Below are 21,982 nucleotides of genomic sequence, written 5' to 3'. Positions count from 1 at the left end.
ACGGACGTTGATAAGGAAGCCTCTGAACGACTCCCAGATGGTAATTTGCGACAAAACGCCTGAAAAAACCACCCTCAATCTGTGACGTTTGGTGACCTTTCACTCATTCTGGCGCTGCCGCGCCTGCCACCGCAGAATGTGTCTGGCAATCTGCTGGCGGTCATTGTCGTGGATGTCGACGAACTCGGCATGAACCCGGTATCGGCCATTGTCACCCGGTTCAATGGCCAGTATGCGTGCGGTGGCCAGGGGCTGAAACATTTCCGGCGGTAACGTCAGGCGTATGGAAAGTCGGTCATCCACGTCATAGTCGTTGGTGTCGGTTTCAAAAGCCAGACCCCCTTCGCTCAGGGTGACCGTTTGCCAATCCTCAGGTTGCAACGGATTTTGCTCAAAGGCCATAATGCGCTCCAGCGCGTCGAGCTTGCCGTTAAGCGATTTGATCAGTGATGTGAGCAGCCGGTCCCGTTCCGCGAGGGCAGTCAGCTGAGACCGGACATCCTGGTCAAGACGGCGGAATTCGGCACGCAGGCTCTCAAGCAGGCTACCGTCAAAAGGGCTTGCGGGTGAGGTGTCATCCGCTGCATGACGGCGAATTTCCAGCCCGACACGGTCGCTGATGCGATAGAACTGGCGGCGGTCGGCCGGGAAGGCGTCAGAGTCGTCGTTATCGGAACGGTCGGCAGTCATTTTCACTCCATGGCGCGGTATACTTGTTGTCCGGATACTGTTTCCAGAAACCAGTCTAACAGTTTCCTGCCATGACGTAGACGGCAGGAAAACCGAAGCATCACAACAAGGCAGCGACGGGCTCCTACCCAATGTTCAGACCCTTATCACTCTACATCGGCCTGCGGTATACCGCTGCCAAACGACGCAATCACTTTATTTCCTTTATCTCCCTGACTTCCATGATCGGTCTTATGCTGGGGGTGGCGGTACTGATCATCGTGCTGTCGGTGATGAACGGCTTTGACCGGGAGCTGAAACAACGGATCCTGGGCATGGTTCCCCATGCTGTTATCCAGGGCAATCCGCTGCTGCAGGACTGGCAGTCGGTTGACCAAGAGGTAGAACAGCATCCTTCCGTGCTGGCAGCAGCGCCCTTTATCCAGGGCCAGGGTATGGTCACCGGCGGCGGAAATGTACGGGGTGTCATGCTGAACGGCATCCTGCCGGAGCAGGAGCGAACCGTCTCCATTATAGAAAACCATATGCTGTCCGGCGGGCTGGATGATCTGAAGGCCGGAGATTTCGGCATTATCATTGGCCGGCAGATGGCCCGGAGCCTGCGTCTGGGGCTGGGAGACAAAGTCACGGTGGTGCTGCCTGAAGCCTCCGTCACTCCTGCCGGGGTACTGCCAAGGCTGAAAAGATTCACCGTACGGGGTATTTTCAGCGTGGGCGCGGAGCTGGACGGCAACTACACCCTGATTCATCTGGACGATGCCGCAAAACTGATGCGAACCGGGGGCAGCGCCGAAGGTGTCCGGTTGCTGGTCGATGATCTTTTCCAGGCGCCCAGGGTTGCCAGTGAGGTGGCGGGCCAGTTGTCTGGCCGCCATTACATCTCGGACTGGACCCGCACCCACGGCAATCTGTTCCAGGCTATTCGCATGGAAAAAACCATGATCGGTCTGCTGCTGATGTTCATCGTCGCAGTGGCGGCATTCAATATTGTTTCAACCCTGGTCATGGTGGTGACCGACAAGACAGCAGACATCGCCATTCTCAGGACCATGGGTGCAACGCCGGGCCGGATCATGCGGATTTTTATTGTTCAGGGCGCGGTAATCGGACTGACCGGGACTCTCGTCGGAACCGCACTGGGAATCCTCGGTGCCTACAATATCAGTGCGTTTATCGGTTGGCTGGAGGCCGTTCTCGGTCATCAGTTCCTGAGTTCCGATGTGTATTTCATCAGTTACCTGCCATCACAGCTGCTGTGGCAGGACGTTTACATCATCAGTGGCGCCGGTCTGGCCCTCAGCCTGCTGGCAACCATTTACCCGGCCTGGCGCGCGTCGCGGGTTGATCCGGCGGAGGCCCTTCGATATGAATGATCAGGCATCAGGCAGGGGGGCTCAGGCACTGGTTATTGACTGCGAGAAAGTTACCCGTACCTACAGCGAAGGGCCCAGCGAACTGACAATTTTTTCTGATATCTCATTAAAGGTCGCGACGGGTGAAAGTGTCGGCATCGTTGGCAGCAGTGGGGCTGGCAAGACCACACTGTTGAATCTGCTGGGTGGCCTGGACCGTCCATCCTCAGGGCACATCGAAATCTGTGGTCAGGATATTCACCGGTTAAGCGAGTCCGCCCGGGCGCGATTCAGAAACCGGCACCTCGGGTTCGTCTATCAGTTCCATCATTTGCTGCCGGAATTCTCAGCGCTGGAGAACGTCATGTTGCCGGGCACACTGGGTGGTGTGTCTGTGCGACAGGCCTCTGACCGCGCCGCCGCCATGCTGGACCGGGTCGGCCTGGGTAACCGCCTGCGCCACAAGCCCGGAGAACTTTCCGGTGGCGAGCGGCAGCGGGTGGCGATCGCCCGGGCGCTGGTCAACGAGCCCAGGTGTGTGCTGATGGACGAGCCCACTGGTAACCTTGACGAACAGACAGGGCAGGGTGTGCAGGAGTTGATAGAGTCGCTTCGTGATCAGATCGGCATTGCGTTTGTACTGGTCACTCATGACATGAAAATGGCGAGCAGTCTGGGGCGGGTATTGCGGCTTGAGCAGGGTGAACTGTTTCAGGAATCCTGAGGGGCGTTTTTCCCTAACCTTTTTTCGCGGATCCGTTCGTTCCAGTCTTTTTTAACTTTGCGCCGCCACAGAAACTGGATAATGAGATACGCGATACAGCCACTGGCGGTGGCCACAATAAGCGACCCCAGATAGAGCGGGATGCCAATATCCACCAGCCGGCTGCCCAACCATGTCCAGGAAAGCTGAAATTCAATGTCCAGCACCGGGCGGTCCAGTATCAGAGCGCCGACCTTGTAGTTGAAATAGAAGATCGGCGGCATGGTTACCGGGTTACTGATCCAGACCAGGATAACCGACAGCGGCAGGTTGGCATTGAACCAGATGGCAAAAACAGCGGCGAAAATCATCTGGAAGGGCATGGGAATGAAAGAAAAAAAAATGCCGACCAGAAACGCGCGGGCAACGCCGTGACGGTTGATGTGCCAGAGGTTGGGCTCATGTAGTATATCACCGAGAAAGTGGAGCGATTTCATGGCTCTCACTTTTTCCGGCGCGGGTAAATACCGTTTTATGAACTTCTTTGGCATCGGGAAGTTCTGCTGACAGATTAAGGGGACAGGGATTGTCCGGAATTATAGTGACCAGGATTGGTCTTGCCTGTTTTGTGTGCGGCATCATCTTACTGTATCGCCAGTCTGTATTACCACCACCGGGCCTGCTTGTGCTGATGACGGGTCTGGCCTTTCTGCCGGCGCTGATTCTACGCGTGGGCGTCGTCCGTCTGGTCTGGCTGGCGCCGGGACTTTTCCTGGCGGGACTGGCCTGGGCCGGCTGGCATGCCGAGGCCCGCATTGAAGCCCGTTTGCCCGGAATGCTTGAGGGCAAAAGCCTTGAGGTGTCCGGTTATGTCTGCGGGGTGCCGGAGCCTGGCAGTTTTGACAGTGTCCGGTTTCCGTTCTGCGTTACCCGATGGCACGGCGAGGCATTTGAACAGCTACAGGAATTTCCCCGGGAACGCCTTCCGCAGCGGCTTCGCCTGGCCTGGTATGGTGATGATGCCAGTCTCAGGCCGCCGCCTCAGCTTCGGCTTGAGGTGGTACTCAAAAAACCTCACGGCGCGGTGAATCCCCGCGGGTTCCGTTACGAATCCTGGTTGTTCCGGCAGAATTTCGGAGCCACCGGCAGCATTCGGGGAGCCGGTGAGGACAGGTCAGTCCCATGCAGGCTGGAATGCCGTTACCATCAGTGGCGAGGGGCCATGGTGGAAAAGCTCGGCGAGCGTTTGCAGTCCGCCGAATCAGCGCCGCTGATATCATCGCTGATGCTGGGGTACCGGGGACAACTTGAACCCGGGCACTGGCAGGTGCTGAAGGCCACCGGGACCATTCATCTGGTGGCGATTTCCGGCCTGCACCTCGGGCTGGTGGCGATCGGGGCCGGATTTCTGTTCCGGCGATTGCTGGTGCTCCTGCCCGAGCGCTGGCTGCCCCCGGCACGGTCCCGTCTGGTGCTGTTTTCACTGGTATGTCTCGCCAGCCTTGGCTACGCCCTGGCGGCCGGGTTTTCCGTGCCCACTCGCCGGGCGCTGATCATGGTTGTGGTGGCCTGCTGGTGGGTCTTGAATGCCCGTCGGGGACAAGCCATGGATATGGTGCTTGTCGCGCTTTTTCTGGTGCTGGTTTCAGACCCTCTGGCGCCGCTGGATCAGGGCTTCTGGCTGTCGTTCGGGGCAGTGGGTATTCTTACCCTGGTGTTTGGCGGCCTGCTCCGGCCAATGGCCTGGTGGCGCAGCCTGCTGGTTGCCCAGATTGCGATATTTGCGGTGCTCTGGCCCATTCTGGTGGCTCTCGATCAGTCCCAGCCACTGGCCGGTTTTTTCGCCAATCTGGTCGCCATTCCGTTGGTGTCGGTACTGGTCATGCCTGCGGTTTTTCTCTGCGCACTGTCATTATTGATTGTGCCCTGGCTGGACTGGATTTTTATTGGCGTCCTTGACTACCTGTTGCTCGGTCTCTGGTGGTTTCTGGAAACAGTGGCCGGCCTGACCCTGCCTTCGGTCAACCCCGGCATGGCGGAACTGATGTTCGGGGCGCTGCTGGTGGTAATGGCTCTGGCAATACCGTTGCTGGCATTCCGCCTGATCCTGACCCTGACGATGACACTCTGGTTTACCGTTGCAGGCGGTCTGTGGGATCCCGGGCAGGGGGCGGAAAATGCCCGTGTACCCTGGCCGGAAGTCTGGATCTGGGATGTCGGGCAGGGACTGTCGATACTGGTCCGACAGGCTGACCGTGTGCTGCTGTATGACACGGGTCCCGAACTGGAGGGTGTTTATTCGGCGGCGGAGTCGGTTCTGGTCCCCAATCTCAAAGCGCTGGGGATCGCCCGCATCGATACTCTGGTCATCAGCCATGGCGACAATGACCATAGCGGTGGTGTGCCTTTGCTGCTGAAAAACTTTGCCGTTGGCCAACTGCTGACCGGTGAACCGGGCCGCCTTGCCGCCCGGCTGGGTCCCCATGCAGATGTGGCCATTGGTTCCTGTGCCGGCGCGGTGGAAACGCGAAATCCGGGGTTCGTGTCCTGGCAATCGGGGGGCCGCCCTGAAGGCAACGATGCTTCCTGCGTACTGACCTTTGTTTTCAATGAAGGGCGTCAGGAGCTGATTCTCAGCGGTGATATTACCGCGGGGGCGGAGCAGGCCTTTCTGGCGGAAAACCCGGAGTCACTGGCTGCAAGTGACCGGTTCCGGGTCATTCTTGCGCCCCATCATGGCAGCAAGACTTCTTCCACCCCGGCCTGGGTGTCGGGGCTGGCACCGGATCTGGTGTTATTCAGTGCCGGCTACCGGCACCGATACCGGCATCCCCATTCTGACGTTGTCAAACGCTATGAGGCGGCCGGGAGCCGACTATTCAACACAGCCACCTCTGGTGCGCTCCATCTGGTATTTGCATCCGGCGGAGTCGGGATCACAGAAACCAGATCCGGCGCGCCTTTCTGGGTAGGTCGCGGGGCCGGGCCGCGGGCAATGTCGGAATGGCATTCACATTCGGCAAACCTGCGGTTGTGGCGACAACCGGGAGCTATGCTAAAGTAGCGCGGCTTGCAAACAATCAGGGAGGTCAAGCGTGTTCGAGCTTCTGAAAGCGGGTGGCATCCTCATGGTGCCAATTCTGGCCTGTTCCATCATTGCCCTTGCCATCGTTCTTGAGCGGTTTTATACGCTCAGAGCGTCAAGGGTCGCGCCTCAGCAAACCATCAACGAACTCTGGCGCTGGATCAAGAAGAAAGAGCTCAGTGGCAGAAAGCTGAAGGCCCTGCAGGGGTCCTCTCCCCTCGGGCGGATTCTCGCCGGCGGCCTGATGAACGCCAGGCACGGCCGGGAAATCATGAAAGAGAGTATTGAGCATGAGGCCAGCCAGGTTATTCATGATCTTGAACGATTCCTGAATCCATTAGGTACGGTTGCAACCATTACCCCGCTATTGGGCCTGCTCGGCACGGTTATCGGTATGATCAAGGTATTCGCCGAGATACAGCTTGCCGGGGTCGGTAATGCCGGCAACCTGGCAGGTGGTATTTCCGAAGCCCTGATTACCACGGCTTCCGGCCTTAGCGTGGCCATTCCTGCATTGATCTGCCATCGGTACTTTATCCGCCGCGTTGACGAACTGGTGGTAGGCATGGAGCAGGAGGCGATCAAACTGGTTGAAGTGGTCCACGGCGACCGCGAAATCGACGTGGAAGGAGCCTGAACACCGTGAAGTTCAAGCGCCAGAGAAGCCAGGAAGTCGGTGTTGATCTGACCCCTCTGATTGACGTGGTATTTCTGCTGCTTATTTTCTTTATGGTTTCCACTACGTTCACCCGGGAGAACCACCTGAACATTGAACTGCCGGAAGCCAGTGGAGAGCGTTCGGAGCAGCAGGCCGAAATGATTGATGTAGTGATCAATGCCGACGGGCAGTACCGCCTGAACAATCGGGTACTGGTCAATAACCGCCGCGAAACCCTGGTGCGTGCGGTGACCGAGCTGGCCGACGGCGACGCTTCGCTGCCATTTATCATTACTGCGGACGCGCGCACGCCCCACGAATTTGTGGTGCGGGCGATGGACGTCGCGGGGTCCCTGGGCTTTGCCAGTCTGAGCATCACCACCGAACGCCAGGGTGAATCCGAGTGAATGATGCCAATCAGCCCGACCTGGCGAGCCAGCCCGACGTGTCGGCCACAAGCTGGCAGACCTACAAGCGGCTGCTGAAATACGTCAGGCCTTTCTGGTTTGCGTTCATGATGGCGGTGATCGGTAACGTGATATATGCCGCCGCATCCACTGGTATGGCAGCGGCTATGGAGTACGTCATAGCAGCGCTGGAAAACCCGTCAGAGAGGAACCGGCTCCTGTTGACCGGCATGATAGTCGGTGTTTTTGCCTTTCGTGGGCTCGGTTTTTTTCTGAGCCAGTACTACATCAACTATGTTGGCAGGAATGTCATCAATGCGCTGCGAAAGCAGGTGTTTGATCGCCTGTTATCGCTGCCTTCCCGTTATTTTGACGAGAACGCGTCCGGTCGTCTGGTATCCAAGATGACGTTCAACGTCGAGCAGGTTGCGGCGGCTGCCAGCAACGCCATCACGATCCTTCTGCGCGAAGGCCTGACTATTATCGGCCTGCTGACGTTCATGATCTACACCAACTGGAAGCTAACCCTGGTGTTTCTGGCTGTCGGGCCTCTGATCGGTTTTGTCGTTACCTACGTCAGTCGCCGCTTCCGCAAGATCAGCCAGCGTATTCAGATGTCCATGGGTGATATCACCCATGTAGCTTCGGAAGCGATAACCGGGTACCGGGTTGTTCGCACCTTCGGTGGTGAAGAGTATGAACGCGACCGCTTCCAGAGAGTCAGCGAGAAAAACCTCCAGCAGAGTCTGAAGATGGCCACAACCCAGGCCATCAGTGTTCCGGTGATTCAGGTCCTGGTAGCCATCGCCATTGCGGCTCTGGTCTGGACCATGCTTGCGCCGGAAATACGCGGTGGTATGACCACGGGCGAACTGGTGGCGTTTATCACTGCCGCCACGACCATGGCCAAGCCTATCCGTCAGGTCACGTCGGTTCACGCCGAGATCCAGAAGGGCGTTGCCGCTTCCCACGATGTGTTCTCGACCATCGACGAGCCTCCGGAAAATGACACTGGCAGTTATGCGCCGGAGCGGGTGGACGGCAAGGTCGAGTTCGACCAGCTGTCGTTCCGTTACCGTGATCAGATGGACGATGTGCTTCAGGACATTTCGCTGACCATCCCGCCGGGACAGAGTGTTGCCCTGGTCGGGCGATCCGGTAGCGGTAAATCGACCCTCGTCAGCCTGCTGCCAAGATTCTATGAATTTACCGGCGGGGACATCCGGCTCGACGGTCACTCGCTGAAAGAATACTCGCTGAAGGCCCTGCGTTCCCAGATCGCGCTGGTCACCCAGAACGTGGTGTTGTTCAACGACAGCATCGCCGCGAATATTGCTTACGGTGTTCTGCGGGACTGCTCCGAAGAAGAGATTCGCGAAGCAGCCGCGAAAGCCCATGCCCTTGAATTCATTGACCGGATGCCGGACGGCCTTGAAACCATGATAGGTGATAACGGAGTGATGCTGTCCGGCGGCCAGCGCCAGCGGCTGGCGATTGCCCGGGCACTGCTGAAGGATGCGCCGGTGCTGATCCTGGATGAGGCAACGTCGGCCCTGGACACTGAATCCGAGCGTCATATCCAGGACGCGCTGGAATCCGTTATGAAGGGACGGACCACACTGGTTATCGCGCACCGGCTTTCCACCATAGAACAGGCAGACCGTATTGTGGTGATGGACGGCGGACGAATCGTGGAGTCCGGAAGTCACAGTGAATTGCTGGCCAAAGGCGACGCTTACGCCCAGCTCCACCAGATGCAGTTCAGCGAGCAGCGATGAGCGCCTGGGTTGATCGGCTCTGGTACGGCAAGGGCCGTCCATTGTGGCCGCTTTATCCGCTGGCGTGGTTATACCGGTTGATTGCCGAACATCGGCGCAGAAAGGCCTTTCAGGCGTTGACGTTCCCGATTCCTGTCCCGGTGGTCGTGGTAGGGAATATCACCGCGGGTGGAACCGGAAAATCGCCACTGACCGCAATGCTGGCGCGGCTGCTGGCAGGTGAAGGCTGGCAGCCGGTGATTCTGACGCGGGGATATGGCGGCAGGTCGGACCACTACCCGTTACGGGTATTGCCCCGAACCACTGCCACCGAGGCGGGTGATGAACCGGTCATGCTGGCAGAGCAGGCGGGATGTCCTGTAGTGGTCGATCCCGACCGCCGCCGTGGTGCGCTCTGGGCTCTGGATGAGAAGCTGGGAAATGTCATGCTGTGCGACGATGGATTACAGCACTATCGGTTGCCGCGGGATGTCGAGCTGGCCGTTTTTGATGGCAGCCGGGGCCTTGGCAACGGCGCCCTGATTCCTGTGGGCCCGCTGCGAGAGCCATGCTCGCGCCTGGACCTGGTCGATTTTGTCATCACCAACGGTGGCTGGCTCGGTGATATCGAACATCCGCAACAGTACACCATGAACCTGGTGCCAACGGCGATCAGGCACCTCGCGAGTGGTCAGCGCATGCCGCTGGATGACCTGCAGGGAAAGTCGGTGATGGCGGTGGCAGGTATCGGCAACCCTGCGCGTTTTTTCGATACACTGAGGGATCTGGGCGCGCAGGTAACTGAGCGTGCTTTGCCGGATCATCACCGGTTTAAAGCCCGGGACCTGCAGCATGACGCTGGCCAATGGCTGGTGATGACGGCAAAGGATGCGGTGAAGTGCCGTGATCTGGCGCAGGAGAACGTTTGGGTGCTGGATATTGAAGCCAGGCTGCCCGATGCATTTTCCGGGGCTTTTCTGGCGGCGGTAGAAGCAGTTGACCAGTCATACTAGGCTGAAAGAAAGTAGGCGGACGTGTCCGCCTACTTTCCTACTCATCAGTAAAAGACCTGCTGACAAGCAGTTGATACGGAAGTTCCGGGCATTGCCGGAAATCGAAAAGCTTCCTAATTAAAAGCACCTATGGCTATTTTGCCGACACTCTGCTATCGTTCATCCGTCCTGCCTCTAGGGACTCCGCAGTAAACGGCTCAAGCCATCTTGCGAACCTCCATACGACCTGCCAGAGGACGTCACCCCGGAAACGGTGTGTTGCCGTAGTCGTTTTTCATTCCATGAATTTTCATGGCATCTGCCCGCATTCGCCAATAATGGTGTTCGTTGAGGCAGAATAATCAAGAGTTATCCACTATGAGTTTTTCTTCACTCGGTTTGTCCGAGCAACTGGTCCGTGCCACCACCGACCAGGGTTATGATACCCCATCCCCTATCCAGGCCCAGGCCATTCCTGCGGTTCTCTCAGGTAAGGACGTGATGGCCGCCGCGCAGACCGGCACTGGCAAAACCGCCGGGTTTACCCTGCCGATTCTGCAGCGTTTGTCTGCTAACCCCCGTTCCGGGAAGGGTCCCAGGGCATTGATTCTGACGCCTACCCGGGAACTGGCAGCGCAGGTTCATGACAGCGTTGCACTATACAGCCGCTACATGCCGACCAGATCGGCGGTGGTTTTCGGGGGCGTAAAAATTAATCCGCAGATGATGAAGCTGCGCAAGGGACTGGATATTCTGGTGGCGACACCCGGTCGCCTGATGGACCTGCATCAGCAGAACGCTGTCAGCTTCCATGAAGTGGAAGTGCTGGTGCTGGACGAAGCCGACCGCATGCTCGACATGGGCTTTATCCGGGACATCCGCAAGATTCTGGCGTTGCTGCCGGCAAAACGTCAGAACCTGCTGTTTTCCGCCACCTTCTCCGCGGACATCCGCAAACTGGCTACCGGCCTGCTGGACAACCCGGTTCAGGTTGAGGTCGCGGCCCGCAATGTGGCGGCTGACAAGATCAGGCAGTCGGTGTATCCGGTCGACCAGAGCCAGAAGACCGCCTTGCTGAGCAAGCTGGTGCGTGACAATGGCTGGGAACAGGTGCTGGTGTTTACCCGCACCAAGCACGGCGCCAACCGCCTGACCCAGAAGCTCGAGCGCGACGGCATCACCGCCGCTGCAATTCACGGCAACAAATCCCAGGGCGCCCGTACCCGCGCGCTGGCTGAGTTCAAGCAGGGTGAAGTGCGGGTGCTGGTGGCTACCGACATCGCCGCCCGTGGCCTGGACATCAAACAGCTGCCCCAGGTCGTGAATTTTGAACTGCCCAACGTGCCGGAAGACTATATTCACCGCATCGGCCGTACCGGTCGAGCGGGTGAGAGCGGTCACGCTCTGTCACTGGTCAGTGCCGATGAAGGCAGGATGCTGGCGGGGATTGAAAAACTGATCAAGAAGCAGCTTCCGCGCAAGGAAGTGGAAGGTTTCGAACCACGTAACAATCTGCCACTGAAGCCGAAGGCCAAAGCTGATCCCGCTCGCGCCCGGAATAACAATCCGGGCAGTCGCGGCAGAAGTAACAGCGGCAACCGCAGCCGCGCTCCGGCCTAGAGCGCTTTCTGGCTCAATACCGTCCCTGAAGCATCATGCTTCCAACCCGGCCAAGGCCGGGTTTTTTGATCCATGGATTAATGGTTCCGTAACCCGTCGGAAAACCATAAGGCCATCTTTTACGTTATGCTGATTGCTGCAAAATGATTGTTCTGGAGAGAGAGGCATGACACGAATTCTATTGATTCGGGTACTTCCGCTGACCCTTGTTCTGGCACTCGGCGCCGGTTGCGCTACCGTCGGCAAGGATTTCGCCACCGACAGGGTCGACCAGATCAACATCGGTCTGACCACTCGCAGTGACATTCAGGAGATGTTCGGCGAGCCCTGGCGCACCGGCATTGAAGATGGCAGACCGACCTGGAGTTACGGCAAATACCGCTGGTCTGCGTTCAGTGACGCGGAAACCACAGACCTGGTGGTTCATTTCAACGATGATGGCAGCGTGTCTTCCTATGTTTACAACACCACTGAATAGGGGCCGGATATCCCGAGACAGCAAGTGATTGAACAGCAAAATGATCCAGCCAACATGGAGCAGTTGCTGGATCGCATTGAAGCTCAGGCGCGGAAGCGGGCGTTTGTGGACATCGGGGAAATGATGGCTGCCGTGGGGCGGAGAAGCTTCGGCCCACTGGTATTGCTGGCAGGGGTCATTCTTGTTACGCCTTTGAGTGGGGTTCCGGGAATCCCGACCCTGATGGGCCTGTTAACGTTGCTGACCCTGGGACAGGTGCTGTGGGGGCGGAATCAGTTCTGGCTGCCGCAGTGGATTGTGAGCCGGAAGATCCCCCGCCAAAGGCTTCTTCAGGGTCTCGGGTGGTTGCGCCCTTCCGCCCGGCGAATCGACCGTCTGACGCGTCCCAGGTTTACGTTGCTGGTGATCGGTCCGGGATTGTATGTAACCGCCCTGGCGTGCATGGTGATCGCCATAGTGATGCCGGCAACAGAGGTTGTTCCGTTCAGCTCGAGTATTGCCGGCCTGGCACTGACCGCCTTTGGCCTGGCAATGATTTCCCGCGACGGTGTGCTGGCACTGTTCGCCTGGGCCATTTCATTGACCGGCCCGATCCTGCTTGTTGGCAATCTGGCCGTTTGAAAACAGGGGTTTTTCAGGAAAAGTAGGTAAATGCCGGGAATTCGGTCTAGATTGAAAGAGTGAGGGCCCTCCATTTAAAAACCAAACAGGAGACCGTCTATGGTTCGTTTATTTTATCTTGTATCTTCTATCGACAGCGCAAAAGAAATTTCCGACGACCTTCACGAGCACGGTGTCACTGACTGGCGGTTTCACATCGTCAGCAAGGACGAAGCGGGGCTGTACACACATCAGTTGCATAGCGCCTCTATTCTGGACCGGACAGATTTGCCGAGATTCGTAGAACGGGGAGCGATCATCGGATTTGTGCTGGCCTTGGCCATCGTACTGCCGCTCTCTCTCACCGACATTGTTCCGCTGCCGGCAGCGGCCTGGGTTGCCATGTTTGCGTTTATGGTAGCGGCGGGTGCCTGGATCGGCGGCTTTGGCGGCATTCAGGGCGAAAACTACCGCATCCAGCCTTTTCACGAGGACATCGAGGCCGGAAAGCACCTGATAATGGTCGACACGCCCAAGGAGTACGTGCCCAAGGTTAAAGAGCTGATGACCAAGAACCACCCTGAGGCAGAACTGCAGGGCAAGGATTCAAGCTTCAATAATCCCTTCGCCAGAAAGATAACACCGACCTGATGGCCAGATCCGGGCGGCGCGGAAATTCTTCATGACCAAAACGGGTATCATTCTTACTGGTGGCGGTGCGCGAGCCGCCTATCAGGTTGGCGTTCTGCGAGCCGTCGCCGATATGTACCCGGATTGGCATTATCCCTTCGACGTGATTCTCGGGACCTCTGCCGGCGCAATCAATGCCATGGCGCTGGCCGGTAGCCGTGGCCTGTTCCGGCATAACATTGATCACCTGGATACGATCTGGTCGGGGCTGACCACAGACCGGATATTCCGGTCCGGCTCTTTCAGTCTGGCGCGAAATCTCAGTGCAATGGCCCGGAAGTTTATCAGCCGACCGGTGGCAAGCGGACAGGTGTCCCTGCTGGATAATACCCCGCTTCGGGACCTGCTTGAACGGGAAATCAATCTGGACAACATCCGGGCGACGATCCGGGAAGGCCATATCGACGCGGTGGGCCTGAATGTCTGTGGCTATAACACCGGCCAGAACATCTGCTTTTTCGAGGGTGCCGAGGGCCTGGAGGGCTGGTCCGTCGGCCAGCGTGCGGGTATCCGGACCCGGTTGGATCTGGACCACATCATGGCATCGTCCGCCATTCCCACGCTGTTTCCTCCCGTTCACATTAACCGGGAATACTTTGGTGACGGCGCCACAAGGCAGATGGCCCACATCAGCCCGGCATTGCGACTGGGAGCACGCAAGGTGATGGTGGTAGGCGTCAGCGCCAACCGGATGAGTCCGGTCAAACGCCCGGAAAAGCCGGGTATGCCAACCATGACCCAGGTGCTGGGGCATGTATTCAACGGCATTTTTCTGGACACGCTGGATTACGATATCGACCGTTCCCGGATCATCAATCAGTTGCTGGAACTGATTCCACCAGAGCGTCTCGACCAGGCAGGATTGAACCTGAATCCGGTGGATATTCTGGAAATATCGCCTTCCGAACCCATTGACGAGATTGCGGCAAAGTATCTGGATGGCTTGCCGTTGATTCTGCGCAGGCTGGCGGGTGCGTCGGACATCGATGGCGATGCCAGCGCCAGCCTGGCAAGTTTCCTTCTGTTCGATCCCCGATTCTGCCGCGACCTGATCAATCTGGGCTATCGGGATGGCCAGAGCAATGCGCGGCAGATTGAGCGTTTCTTTTCGGGGGTGACAACGTCGGGGGCCGCATCAGCGGACCCCGAGTCAGCCTGACGGTCTCAGCCGCGCAGGCCGGACACCAGCTTGTCGATACTGTCTTTGGCATCGCCAAACAGCATGCGGGTGTTGTCCTTGAAGAACAACGGGTTCTCCACTCCGGCGTAACCCGTGGCCATGCCACGTTTGAGGACCACGACCTGGCCCGCTTTCCAGACTTGCAGAACCGGCATCCCGGCAATGGCACTGTTTGGATCTTCCTCTGCGGCCGGGTTAACGGTGTCGTTGGCGCCGATCACCAGCACTACGTCTGTGTCCGGGAAATCATCGTTGATTTCGTCCATCTCCAGCACAATGTCGTAGGGCACGTGGGCTTCAGCCAGCAACACGTTCATGTGACCCGGTAACCGGCCTGCGACCGGGTGGATGCCAAAGCGCACTGTCACGCCCCGCTCACGCAGCAGCCTGGTCATGTCGTTGACGCCGTTCTGCGCCTGGGCTACCGCCATGCCGTAACCCGGCACGATAATCACCGACTGGGCATTGCGCAGTTCCTCGCAGACTTCCTCTACCGAGGATTCGTAAATCGGCTGGTCTTCACCGGCGGCTGCTGAACTACTGCTGGTCTGGCCGAAGCCACCCAGGATCACACTGATAAACGAACGGTTCATCGCCTTGCACATGATGTAGCTCAGAATGGCACCGCTACTACCCACCAGGGCACCCACGACAATCAGTAGGTCGTTACCCAGCATGAAGCCGATGGACGCCGCCGCCCAGCCGGAATAGCTGTTGAGCATAGACACCACCACTGGCATATCGGCACCGCCAATGGCCATGATCAGGTGGATGCCGAGCACGCAGGCAATAACTGTCATCAGTACCAGACAGGTGATGCCGGTGGCCATGCTGTCAGTTCCCAGGAACCAGCTACCCAGCACGACACAGGCAATAATGGCTGCCAGGTTCATCAGGTGTCGACCGGGCAGGGTCAGCGCCTTGCTGTCGATGCGCCCATCCAGCTTGCCACAGGCAACCAGTGACCCGGTGAAAGTCACCGCACCAATAAAGATGCCCAGATACACTTCCACCAGGTGGATGGTGTGCTCGGTGCCAGTAGTGGCAGTCAGAGGTTCAATGTAGCCGGAGAAGCCGACCAGTACGGCCGCCAGGCCCACAAAGCTGTGCAGCAGGGCCACCAGCTGGGGCATCTGGGTCATCTCCACCTTATTGGCAATGGGGATGCCGATACCGACACCGATCAGCACGGCAATCGCGATGGCGATAATGCCGCCGTCACTGCCAAAGCTCGCCAGGGTGGCACCCACGGCGATGATGATACCGGCCACACCATAGAGGTTACCGCGGCGGGCAGATTCCTGATGGCTGAGGCCACCCAGGCTGAGGATAAACAAAACACTCGCGACCACGTAGGCCACGCTCACCATTCCTGTACTCATGTTGGGCGTCTCCTACTTGCGGAACATTTTGAGCATGCGATGGGTGACGCGGAAGCCGCCCCCAACGTTGATGCTGGCAATCAGCACGGCGATAAAGGCAAGAATGCCAACGACGATATTTTCCGCCTGGGCAAGATGCAGTATGGCGCCAATCACGATGATGCCGCTGATGGCGTTGGTCACACTCATCAGTGGCGTATGCAGCGATGGCGTCACGTTCCAGATCACCTGCCAGCCAATGAAGCAGGCCAGCACAAACACCGTGAAGTGGCTCAGGAAGCTTTCCGGCGCGTGAGCGCCAATACCATAGAGCGCAAATACCGTAACCGCAAGCAGTGCCACCTTGCCGACCAGGCTCTTTTTCCTGGCCTTTTCTGCTGCTGCTTCCTTCGCTGCCTGGACCTCGGCTGGGGAAGGCTCCTCTGTACCCGGCTTGTGTTGGGGCTGGGCTGGCGCCTCCGGCTGGGGTGGTGGCCATGTGATGTCGTTATCATTCACCACCGTCAGGCCGCGAATCACCGCGTCCTCCATATCCACCACCGGCTTGCCGTCTTTTTCCGGCGTCAGCTCGGTCATCAGATGAACCAGGTTGGTGGCGTAGAGGTCACTGGCAACCTTGGACATACGACTGGGCAGGTCGGTATAGCCAATCACGGTAACCCCGTGTTTGGTGGCAACCTTGCCCGGCTCGGTGGCTTCGCAGTTACCGCCGCGCTCAGATGCCAGGTCGACAATCACGCTGCCCAGCTTCATGGATTTCACCATGTCTTCGGTGATCAGTTTGGGGGCCGGCTTGCCAGGAATCAGTGCGGTGGTGATGATGATATCCACTTCTTTGGCCTGCTCTGCGAACAGGGCCATTTCGGCCTTGATGAACTCGTCGCTCATCTGCTTGGCGTAGCCGCCGGTGCCGCTGCCGTCTTCGTCATCAAAGTCCAGCTGCAGGAACTCGGCGCCCATACTTTCCACCTGTTCCCGAACTTCCAGCCGGGTATCGAAAGCCCGCACGATGGCACCCATACTGTTGGCTGCACCAATGGCCGCAAGGCCTGCAACGCCGGCACCGATAACCATAACCTTGGCCGGCGGAACCTTACCTGCCGCCGTAACCTGCCCGGTAAAGAAGCGCCCGAAATTGTTCGCTGCCTCAATAACTGCCCGATAACCGGCAATGTTTGCCATGGCGCTGAGAGCGTCCATCTTCTGCGCACGGCTGATGCGGGGCAGGCTGTCGATGGCAAAGGAGGTAATGCTCTTTCTGGCCAGATGGTCCAGCAGATCCGGATTCTGGGCGGGCCAGATATAACTCACCAGGAAGCTGCCTTCGCTCATCAGGTCGGCTTCATGCTTCTTCAGTTCGGTGTTTTCCATCGGCGCCCGGACTTTCAGGATGATGTTCGACTCCTTCCAGAGATCCTGGGTGTCTGCCACGATTCTGGCGCCTGCATCCAGATAGATGGTGTCCGTGTAATCGGCGGTATCTCCGGCACCGCTTTCAATCAGTACCTCATACCCCAGATCGATCAGTTTCCTGACCGACGTTGGCGTTGCGGCTACCCGCCTTTCGCCTTCGAAGATTTCCTTTGGAATACCTATTTTCATGGTCACTGAGTCCTCCGGAATAACCGGTTATGGTTTAGTGATTCTGGCTCGCCGTCAAGTTAGTGATTCTGGCTCGCCATCAAGCATGACCGCACTGAATCCAACGGCGCTGGTCAGGTCTATCAATGTAGTTCATTCCTGAGAAAAATACATAGCGACGCCGATGCGGTTCGGGGCTGCCTGAAACCGGCCTTCTATCCAGGGCCTCTGGCAGTCCCCGGGGACATCCTGGCGGTAGCTCAACACAGACTTGATAGCCAGCACGGACAGCACCATGGTTGAAGTAAGGAAAAATGGGAGAGCACCATGACCAAACCAGTCCTGCCTGAGCAGTCCCGGATTCGGGAGGCGGAGCAGCGTATTCGTCCATACCTGGGTGAAACGCCACTTCTGAATGTACCTGATCTGAATGCCGCCATGGGCCAGCCGCTTGGGCTGAAGTGCGAGAGCTTCCAGCGCACCGGCAGCTTCAAGGCCCGCGGGGCGTTGAACTGGCTGCTGACGGCCAGTGAGGAGGAACTCAAGGCCGGCCTGGTGACGGTCTCCGCGGGTAATCACGCCATTGGCCTGGCCTGGGCGGCGGCCATGCAGAACGTGCCACTGACCGTGGTCATGCCCGAGGGTTCCAGCCCGATGAAGATCCGCCGCACAGAGGAGCTGGGGGCCGAGGTGATCGTTCACGGTGGTATCCAGCAGGCTGTGGCCCTATGCCATGAGAAGCGGGATCACGAAGGGCTGACCCTGGTCCACCCCTTTAACGACGCTCGGATCATGGCGGGGCAGGGTACGGTCGGCTTGGAGTTGCTGCGTCAGCGTCCGGATGTGGAGCGTGTTATCTGTCCTGTTGGCGGCGGTGGACTGATTTCCGGGCTGGGAATCGCACTGAAAGCGCACAGGCCTGACATCGAACTGATCGGCGTGGAGCCGGAGGGCGCAGCCACCATGTTCAACGCCTGGCAACAGCAGGATGCCGGCGCCAGCCTGAGCACAGTTGATACCTGGGCCGCGAGCCTGGCGCCGGCGGTGGTAGGGGACTGCACCTATGCCGCCTCCCGCCAGGTCGTGGACCGGATTGTTACCGTCACCGAGGCAGGTATTCGGGAAGCCACGCGGCGCCTGCTGACGGAAGCCAGACTGTATGTGGAGCCTGGCGCCAGTGTGGGCCTGGCGGCGCTGCTCGAAGAGCAGATAGCTCCTGCGCCGGACAGGGTTACGGTGTTGGTGATTACCGGAAGCAATCTGGATCTGGAACAGGTCGGTCATTGCCTTTAACTGGCCAACATACCCCCGCCCACTCAGGCGCTTTTGGCCAGCAAGCGGTCGCTGACTTCGCCGAGGTGATGATCGGCATCGCCAAACAGCAGGTTGATCAGGGTCAGACGCTTGAACAGATGGGCGGCAAACATTTCCTCGGTGACACCCATGCCGCCGTGTAACTGAACGCCCTGTTGTGCCACGTAGCGTGCACCCTGACCCACCAGGGTCTTGGCCATGGATATGGCCTCGCGCCGGCTGGGGCGGTCATCGGAATCGGCTGAGTTGGCGGCCAGAATGGCCATGGTTCTGGCCTGCTCGGTCTGGATGAACATGTCTGCCATCCGGTGCTGCAATACCTGGAACTTGCCGATGGGCACGCCGAACTGTTTACGGCTCTTGATGTATTCCAGCGTGGCGGCGTTCATGGCTTCCATCGCGCCAACCGCTTCTGCACATATGGCGGCGATGCCCAGATCAATGGCTTTTTCGATAGCCGGGAAGGCCTGGTCAATCTCACCGAGAAGATTACCGGCGCTCACCGTGACACTGGAAAGGCTGATATCGGCGATCCGATGGCCGTCATGGGCCGCATAGTCGTTGACCTTTACCCCCTTGGAGTCGGCATCAACAATAAACAGCGACAGGCCCTGCTGATCCCCGGCCGTGCCGCTGGTGCGGGCGGATACGATCAGCTGACCGGCCTGGCCACCGTGCAGAACCGCCGTTTTGTGGCCACTGATCAGGAAGTGGTCGCCATCCTGGCGGGCGGTGGTATTTACATGCTCAAGGTTGTAGCGAGCACCCGGCTCGCTGTGGGCGAAAGCCATCAAGCGTTCGCCGGTTGCTATTGCGGGCAGGGCGTCGCTCTTCCGGGCATCGTTGCCGAGGTCGCGAATCAGGCCGCCGGCAAGCACGACCGTGGCCAGATAGGGCTCGACGACCAGGCCGCGGCCAAAGTTTTCCATGACCACCATGGTGTCCACGGCGTTGCCGCCCAGGCCGTCATAATCTTCCGGGAAAGTGAACCCGAGCAGGCCCATCTCGGCCAGCGCTGCCCAGGTAGCGGGGTCTGTGCCCTTGCCGGATTTGATGATTTCCCCGCGCTTGTCAAAGCCGTATTCATTGCTCACGAACCGGCGCAGTGAATCGTTCAGCATTTGCTGTTCTTCGGTCAGATCAAAGTTCATAGATTCTCTCCATTCCCGCCAGTTAAAGACCAAGCACGAGTTGGGCGATGATGTTGCGCTGGATCTCGTTGGACCCGCCAAAGATCGAGAGCTTGCGCATGTTGAAATAATCACCTGCCGAGGGCGTCGCATCGATTGAGCCGGCTCGCGGGCCCTGGTAGTCCAGCTCCAGCGCTTCCGGAATATGGGCAATGGAATCCTGGCCGCCGGCTTCCATCAGCATTTCAAACAGCCGCTGGCCGATTTCGGTGCCGCGGATCTTCAGGATGGATGCCTGTGGCCCCGGGCCGCGCTTGTCTGTGAGTACCCGCAATACCGTCAGCTCCAGAGCCCGCAGTTCGGCATCCAGCTGGGCCAGCCGGTCGCGGAAGCGGGTGTTTTCAATCAGCGGCCGCTGGCCGTCCTGTTCCCGGCGGGCCACTTCTTTGAGTTGCTTCATCATGGCTTTCCACTGGCCCACATTGGCCAGCCCGGTTCGCTCGTGGCCCAGCAGGAACTTGGCGTAGGTCCAGCCCTGGTTTTCTTCGCCGACAAGGTTCCCGGCAGGCACCCTTACGTTGTCGAAGTAGACTTCGTTAATCTCATGTTCACCGTCCAGCATGATGATCGGCCGCACCTCGACACCGGGGCTGTTCATGTCAATCAGCAGGAAGGAAATACCCTGCTGGGGCTTGCCTTCGTTACTGGTACGAACCAGGCAGAAGATCCAGTCGGCATGCTGGCCGAGGGTGGTCCAGGTTTTCTGGCCGTTGACGACGTAGTGGTCGCCTTCGCGCTTTGCGCTGGTACGCAGCGAAGCCAGGTCTGAACCCGCGCCGGGCTCGGAGTAGCCCTGGCACCACCAGTCTTCACCGCTGAGAATTCCGGGCAGGAAGCGTTGTTTCTGGTCTTCATTACCGAACGTCATGATGACCGGTGCCACCATGCGCAGACCGAAATCGAGCTGGCGGGGCGCCCCTGCCAACGCACATTCTTCCTCAAAGATGATCTGCTCGATCGGGCTCCAGCCGGTGCCCCCGAACTCTTCCGGCCAGGTGGATGCGCCCCAGCCTTTATCAAACAGGATCTTCTGCCAGCGCTCGGTCATTGCTTTGTCCGGGCGCAGGCGTTTCTGGACTCGTTCACGGATGTCGTCCGGGAGGTTTTCATCCAGGAACTGCCGGACTTCGTGGCGGAAGGCTTCCTGTTCCGGTGTGTAATTCAGGTCCATGTTGCACCTCTTGTCTGGTTGCTGAGGTAAATCGTTTTAACTTGTTAGTGGCCTTTGAGTTTGAATGCCGGCCTGAAACTTCGGTGGCGGCGTCAGACGGGAACGGCCTTTCAAAACACGCTGTGAACACGTCCGTGTGCGCTTGGGCTCCGCCATCCCTGGCTCCGCACAGTTTTGAAAGGCCGTTCCCGTCCGACGCTTCGACCCTGTGCATACCGGTTAAATACATTGCCTTTTGCGGTTCTGAACCCGGGTTCCAGAGCTGCGCCGGCTGGCGATTGCACAAAGCTCGGGGCGCCTGTCAGGTAGAGGTGTCCAAAACCGTGCGGAGCCATGGATGGCGGAGCCCGAGCGTCACATGGATGTGCCGTAAGGAGCGTGTTTTGGACACCTCTACCTGACAGGCGTCCTCCACCGCGGTTTCAGGCCAAAAAAGCCATCAGGCAACCTCAAACAACCCGGCAGCACCCATACCGGTACCAACACACATGGTGACCACAACGTATTTCACGCCACGGCGTTTGCCTTCGATGAGGGCATGGCCGACCAGGCGTGAGCCGGTGGTGCCGTATGGGTGGCCTACGGCAATGGCGCCGCCGTTTACGTTCAGGCGGTCCATCGGTATGCCGAGTTTGCGCTGGCAGTACAGGACCTGAACGGCAAAGGCTTCGTTGAGTTCCCACAGGCCGATGTCGTCGACGGTCAGGCCGGCGCGCTTGAGCAGTTTGGGAACCGCGAAGACCGGGCCGATGCCCATTTCGTCGGGCTCGCAACCGGCGACGGCGAAGCCGCGGAAAATGCCCAACGGGGTTGCCCCGCGCTGCTCGGCGATTCTGCTGTCCATCAGGACGCAGGCCGAAGCGCCGTCGGAGAACTGGCTGGCGTTGCCGGCGGTGACGACGCCACCTTCCATCGCCGAGCGGATCTTGCTCACGCCTTCGAGGCTGGTATCCGGACGAATACCCTCATCCTGGCTGACGGTGACTTCCTGGCTGCTGAGCTGTCCGGTGGCTTTGTCAGCCACGCCCATGGTGGTGGTAATCGGCACGATTTCGTCGTCGAACCTGCCGTCTTCACGAGCTTTGTCTGCCAGGTTCTGGCTGCGAACGCCGTACTCGTCCATGTCCTCTTT

At 58.7% G+C, this 21,982-nt stretch carries 20 protein-coding genes; 13 read left to right on the top strand and 7 right to left on the bottom strand.

Annotated elements, in window-relative coordinates; all coding sequences use genetic code 11:
• Window positions 1–99: 99 nt before the first annotated feature.
• Complete coding sequence (locus VJ956_RS00620) at window positions 100–690, bottom strand: PilZ domain-containing protein (protein ID WP_324080534.1); 591 nt, start codon at window positions 688–690, stop codon at window positions 100–102.
• A gap of 131 nt (window positions 691–821) precedes the next feature.
• Between VJ956_RS00620 and VJ956_RS00615 the strand changes: the two genes are divergently transcribed.
• A complete protein-coding gene (locus VJ956_RS00615) occupies window positions 822–2,063 on the top strand; it encodes a lipoprotein-releasing ABC transporter permease subunit (RefSeq protein ID WP_324080533.1) in 1,242 nt (413 codons plus the stop codon).
• The gene (locus VJ956_RS00610; RefSeq protein WP_324080531.1) at window positions 2,056–2,766 is read left to right on the top strand and encodes an ABC transporter ATP-binding protein; all 711 of its coding nucleotides are present in this window, start codon (window positions 2,056–2,058) and stop codon (window positions 2,764–2,766) included. Before VJ956_RS00615 ends, VJ956_RS00610 begins: the two co-directional genes overlap by 8 nt.
• Here VJ956_RS00610 and VJ956_RS00605 read toward each other — a convergent pair.
• Complete coding sequence (locus VJ956_RS00605; protein ID WP_324080530.1) at window positions 2,754–3,242, bottom strand: DUF2062 domain-containing protein; 489 nt, start codon at window positions 3,240–3,242, stop codon at window positions 2,754–2,756. The genes VJ956_RS00610 and VJ956_RS00605 overlap by 13 nt on opposite strands.
• A gap of 89 nt (window positions 3,243–3,331) precedes the next feature.
• Between VJ956_RS00605 and VJ956_RS00600 the strand changes: the two genes are divergently transcribed.
• The 10 genes from VJ956_RS00600 to VJ956_RS00555 all read left to right on the top strand — a co-directional run bounded on the left by VJ956_RS00600 (window position 3,332) and on the right by VJ956_RS00555 (window position 14,191).
• Window positions 3,332–5,809 carry a DNA internalization-related competence protein ComEC/Rec2 gene (locus VJ956_RS00600; RefSeq protein WP_324080528.1) on the top strand — a complete coding sequence of 826 codons (2,478 nt, stop codon included), beginning with the start codon at window positions 3,332–3,334 and terminating at the stop codon, window positions 5,807–5,809.
• Between the two features lie 31 nt (window positions 5,810–5,840).
• The gene (locus VJ956_RS00595; RefSeq protein WP_324080526.1) at window positions 5,841–6,467 is read left to right on the top strand and encodes a MotA/TolQ/ExbB proton channel family protein; all 627 of its coding nucleotides are present in this window, start codon (window positions 5,841–5,843) and stop codon (window positions 6,465–6,467) included.
• A 5-nt stretch (window positions 6,468–6,472) separates the two neighbouring features.
• The gene (locus tag VJ956_RS00590; RefSeq protein ID WP_324080525.1) at window positions 6,473–6,895 is read left to right on the top strand and encodes a biopolymer transporter ExbD; all 423 of its coding nucleotides are present in this window, start codon (window positions 6,473–6,475) and stop codon (window positions 6,893–6,895) included.
• Window positions 6,892–8,673, top strand: coding sequence for a lipid A export permease/ATP-binding protein MsbA (msbA, locus tag VJ956_RS00585; RefSeq protein ID WP_324080523.1), 1,782 nt, complete (start codon window positions 6,892–6,894; stop codon window positions 8,671–8,673). The genes VJ956_RS00590 and msbA overlap by 4 nt, the downstream gene beginning before the upstream one ends.
• Entirely contained in the window at window positions 8,670–9,665 is a 996-nt protein-coding gene (gene lpxK, locus VJ956_RS00580) for a tetraacyldisaccharide 4'-kinase (protein WP_324080521.1), read from the top strand. Before msbA ends, lpxK begins: the two co-directional genes overlap by 4 nt.
• A 357-nt stretch (window positions 9,666–10,022) precedes the next feature.
• The gene (locus tag VJ956_RS00575) at window positions 10,023–11,264 is read left to right on the top strand and encodes a DEAD/DEAH box helicase (protein ID WP_324080519.1); all 1,242 of its coding nucleotides are present in this window, start codon (window positions 10,023–10,025) and stop codon (window positions 11,262–11,264) included.
• 166 nt (window positions 11,265–11,430) lie between these two features.
• Window positions 11,431–11,742 carry an outer membrane protein assembly factor BamE domain-containing protein gene (gene bamE, locus VJ956_RS00570; protein ID WP_324080516.1) on the top strand — a complete coding sequence of 104 codons (312 nt, stop codon included), beginning with the start codon at window positions 11,431–11,433 and terminating at the stop codon, window positions 11,740–11,742.
• A 24-nt stretch (window positions 11,743–11,766) separates the two neighbouring features.
• Window positions 11,767–12,363, top strand: coding sequence for an exopolysaccharide biosynthesis protein (locus VJ956_RS00565; RefSeq protein ID WP_324080514.1), 597 nt, complete (start codon window positions 11,767–11,769; stop codon window positions 12,361–12,363).
• A gap of 99 nt (window positions 12,364–12,462) precedes the next feature.
• Window positions 12,463–12,993 carry a hypothetical protein gene (locus VJ956_RS00560; protein ID WP_324080512.1) on the top strand — a complete coding sequence of 177 codons (531 nt, stop codon included), beginning with the start codon at window positions 12,463–12,465 and terminating at the stop codon, window positions 12,991–12,993.
• A gap of 31 nt (window positions 12,994–13,024) precedes the next feature.
• Window positions 13,025–14,191: a patatin-like phospholipase family protein gene (locus VJ956_RS00555; protein WP_324080511.1), complete on the top strand. Its 1,167-nt coding sequence runs from the start codon at window positions 13,025–13,027 to the stop codon at window positions 14,189–14,191.
• Between the two features lie 5 nt (window positions 14,192–14,196).
• Here the strand turns inward: VJ956_RS00555 and pntB are convergent, their stop codons facing one another.
• Both pntB and VJ956_RS00545 read right to left on the bottom strand, forming a co-directional pair.
• Complete coding sequence (pntB, locus tag VJ956_RS00550) at window positions 14,197–15,594, bottom strand: Re/Si-specific NAD(P)(+) transhydrogenase subunit beta (protein ID WP_324080509.1); 1,398 nt, start codon at window positions 15,592–15,594, stop codon at window positions 14,197–14,199.
• A 12-nt stretch (window positions 15,595–15,606) separates the two neighbouring features.
• On the bottom strand, window positions 15,607–17,196 hold the full coding sequence (locus VJ956_RS00545; RefSeq protein WP_324080508.1) for a Re/Si-specific NAD(P)(+) transhydrogenase subunit alpha: 1,590 nt from the start codon (window positions 17,194–17,196) through the stop codon (window positions 15,607–15,609).
• 306 nt (window positions 17,197–17,502) lie between these two features.
• On the opposite strand from VJ956_RS00545, the gene VJ956_RS00540 reads away from it, so the two are divergent.
• Window positions 17,503–18,468: a threonine/serine dehydratase gene (locus VJ956_RS00540; RefSeq protein ID WP_324080506.1), complete on the top strand. Its 966-nt coding sequence runs from the start codon at window positions 17,503–17,505 to the stop codon at window positions 18,466–18,468.
• Between the two features lie 23 nt (window positions 18,469–18,491).
• Here VJ956_RS00540 and VJ956_RS00535 read toward each other — a convergent pair whose 3' ends face one another.
• From VJ956_RS00535 to VJ956_RS00525, 3 genes are all read right to left on the bottom strand, one after another.
• Entirely contained in the window at window positions 18,492–19,640 is a 1,149-nt protein-coding gene (locus VJ956_RS00535) for an acyl-CoA dehydrogenase (protein WP_324080505.1), read from the bottom strand.
• A gap of 22 nt (window positions 19,641–19,662) precedes the next feature.
• Complete coding sequence (locus VJ956_RS00530; protein WP_324080504.1) at window positions 19,663–20,850, bottom strand: acyl-CoA dehydrogenase family protein; 1,188 nt, start codon at window positions 20,848–20,850, stop codon at window positions 19,663–19,665.
• Window positions 20,851–21,289: 439 nt separating this feature from the next.
• Window positions 21,290–21,982 (bottom strand): acetyl-CoA C-acyltransferase (locus tag VJ956_RS00525; RefSeq protein WP_324080502.1); only part of this gene is annotated, 693 nt, incomplete at its 5' end.

This window comes from Marinobacter sp., assembly GCF_035268745.1.
Lineage (GTDB): Bacteria > Pseudomonadota > Gammaproteobacteria > Pseudomonadales > Oleiphilaceae > Marinobacter.
Note: the sequence above shows the minus strand (reverse complement) of the source record. Positions and strands in the feature narration are given on the sequence as shown.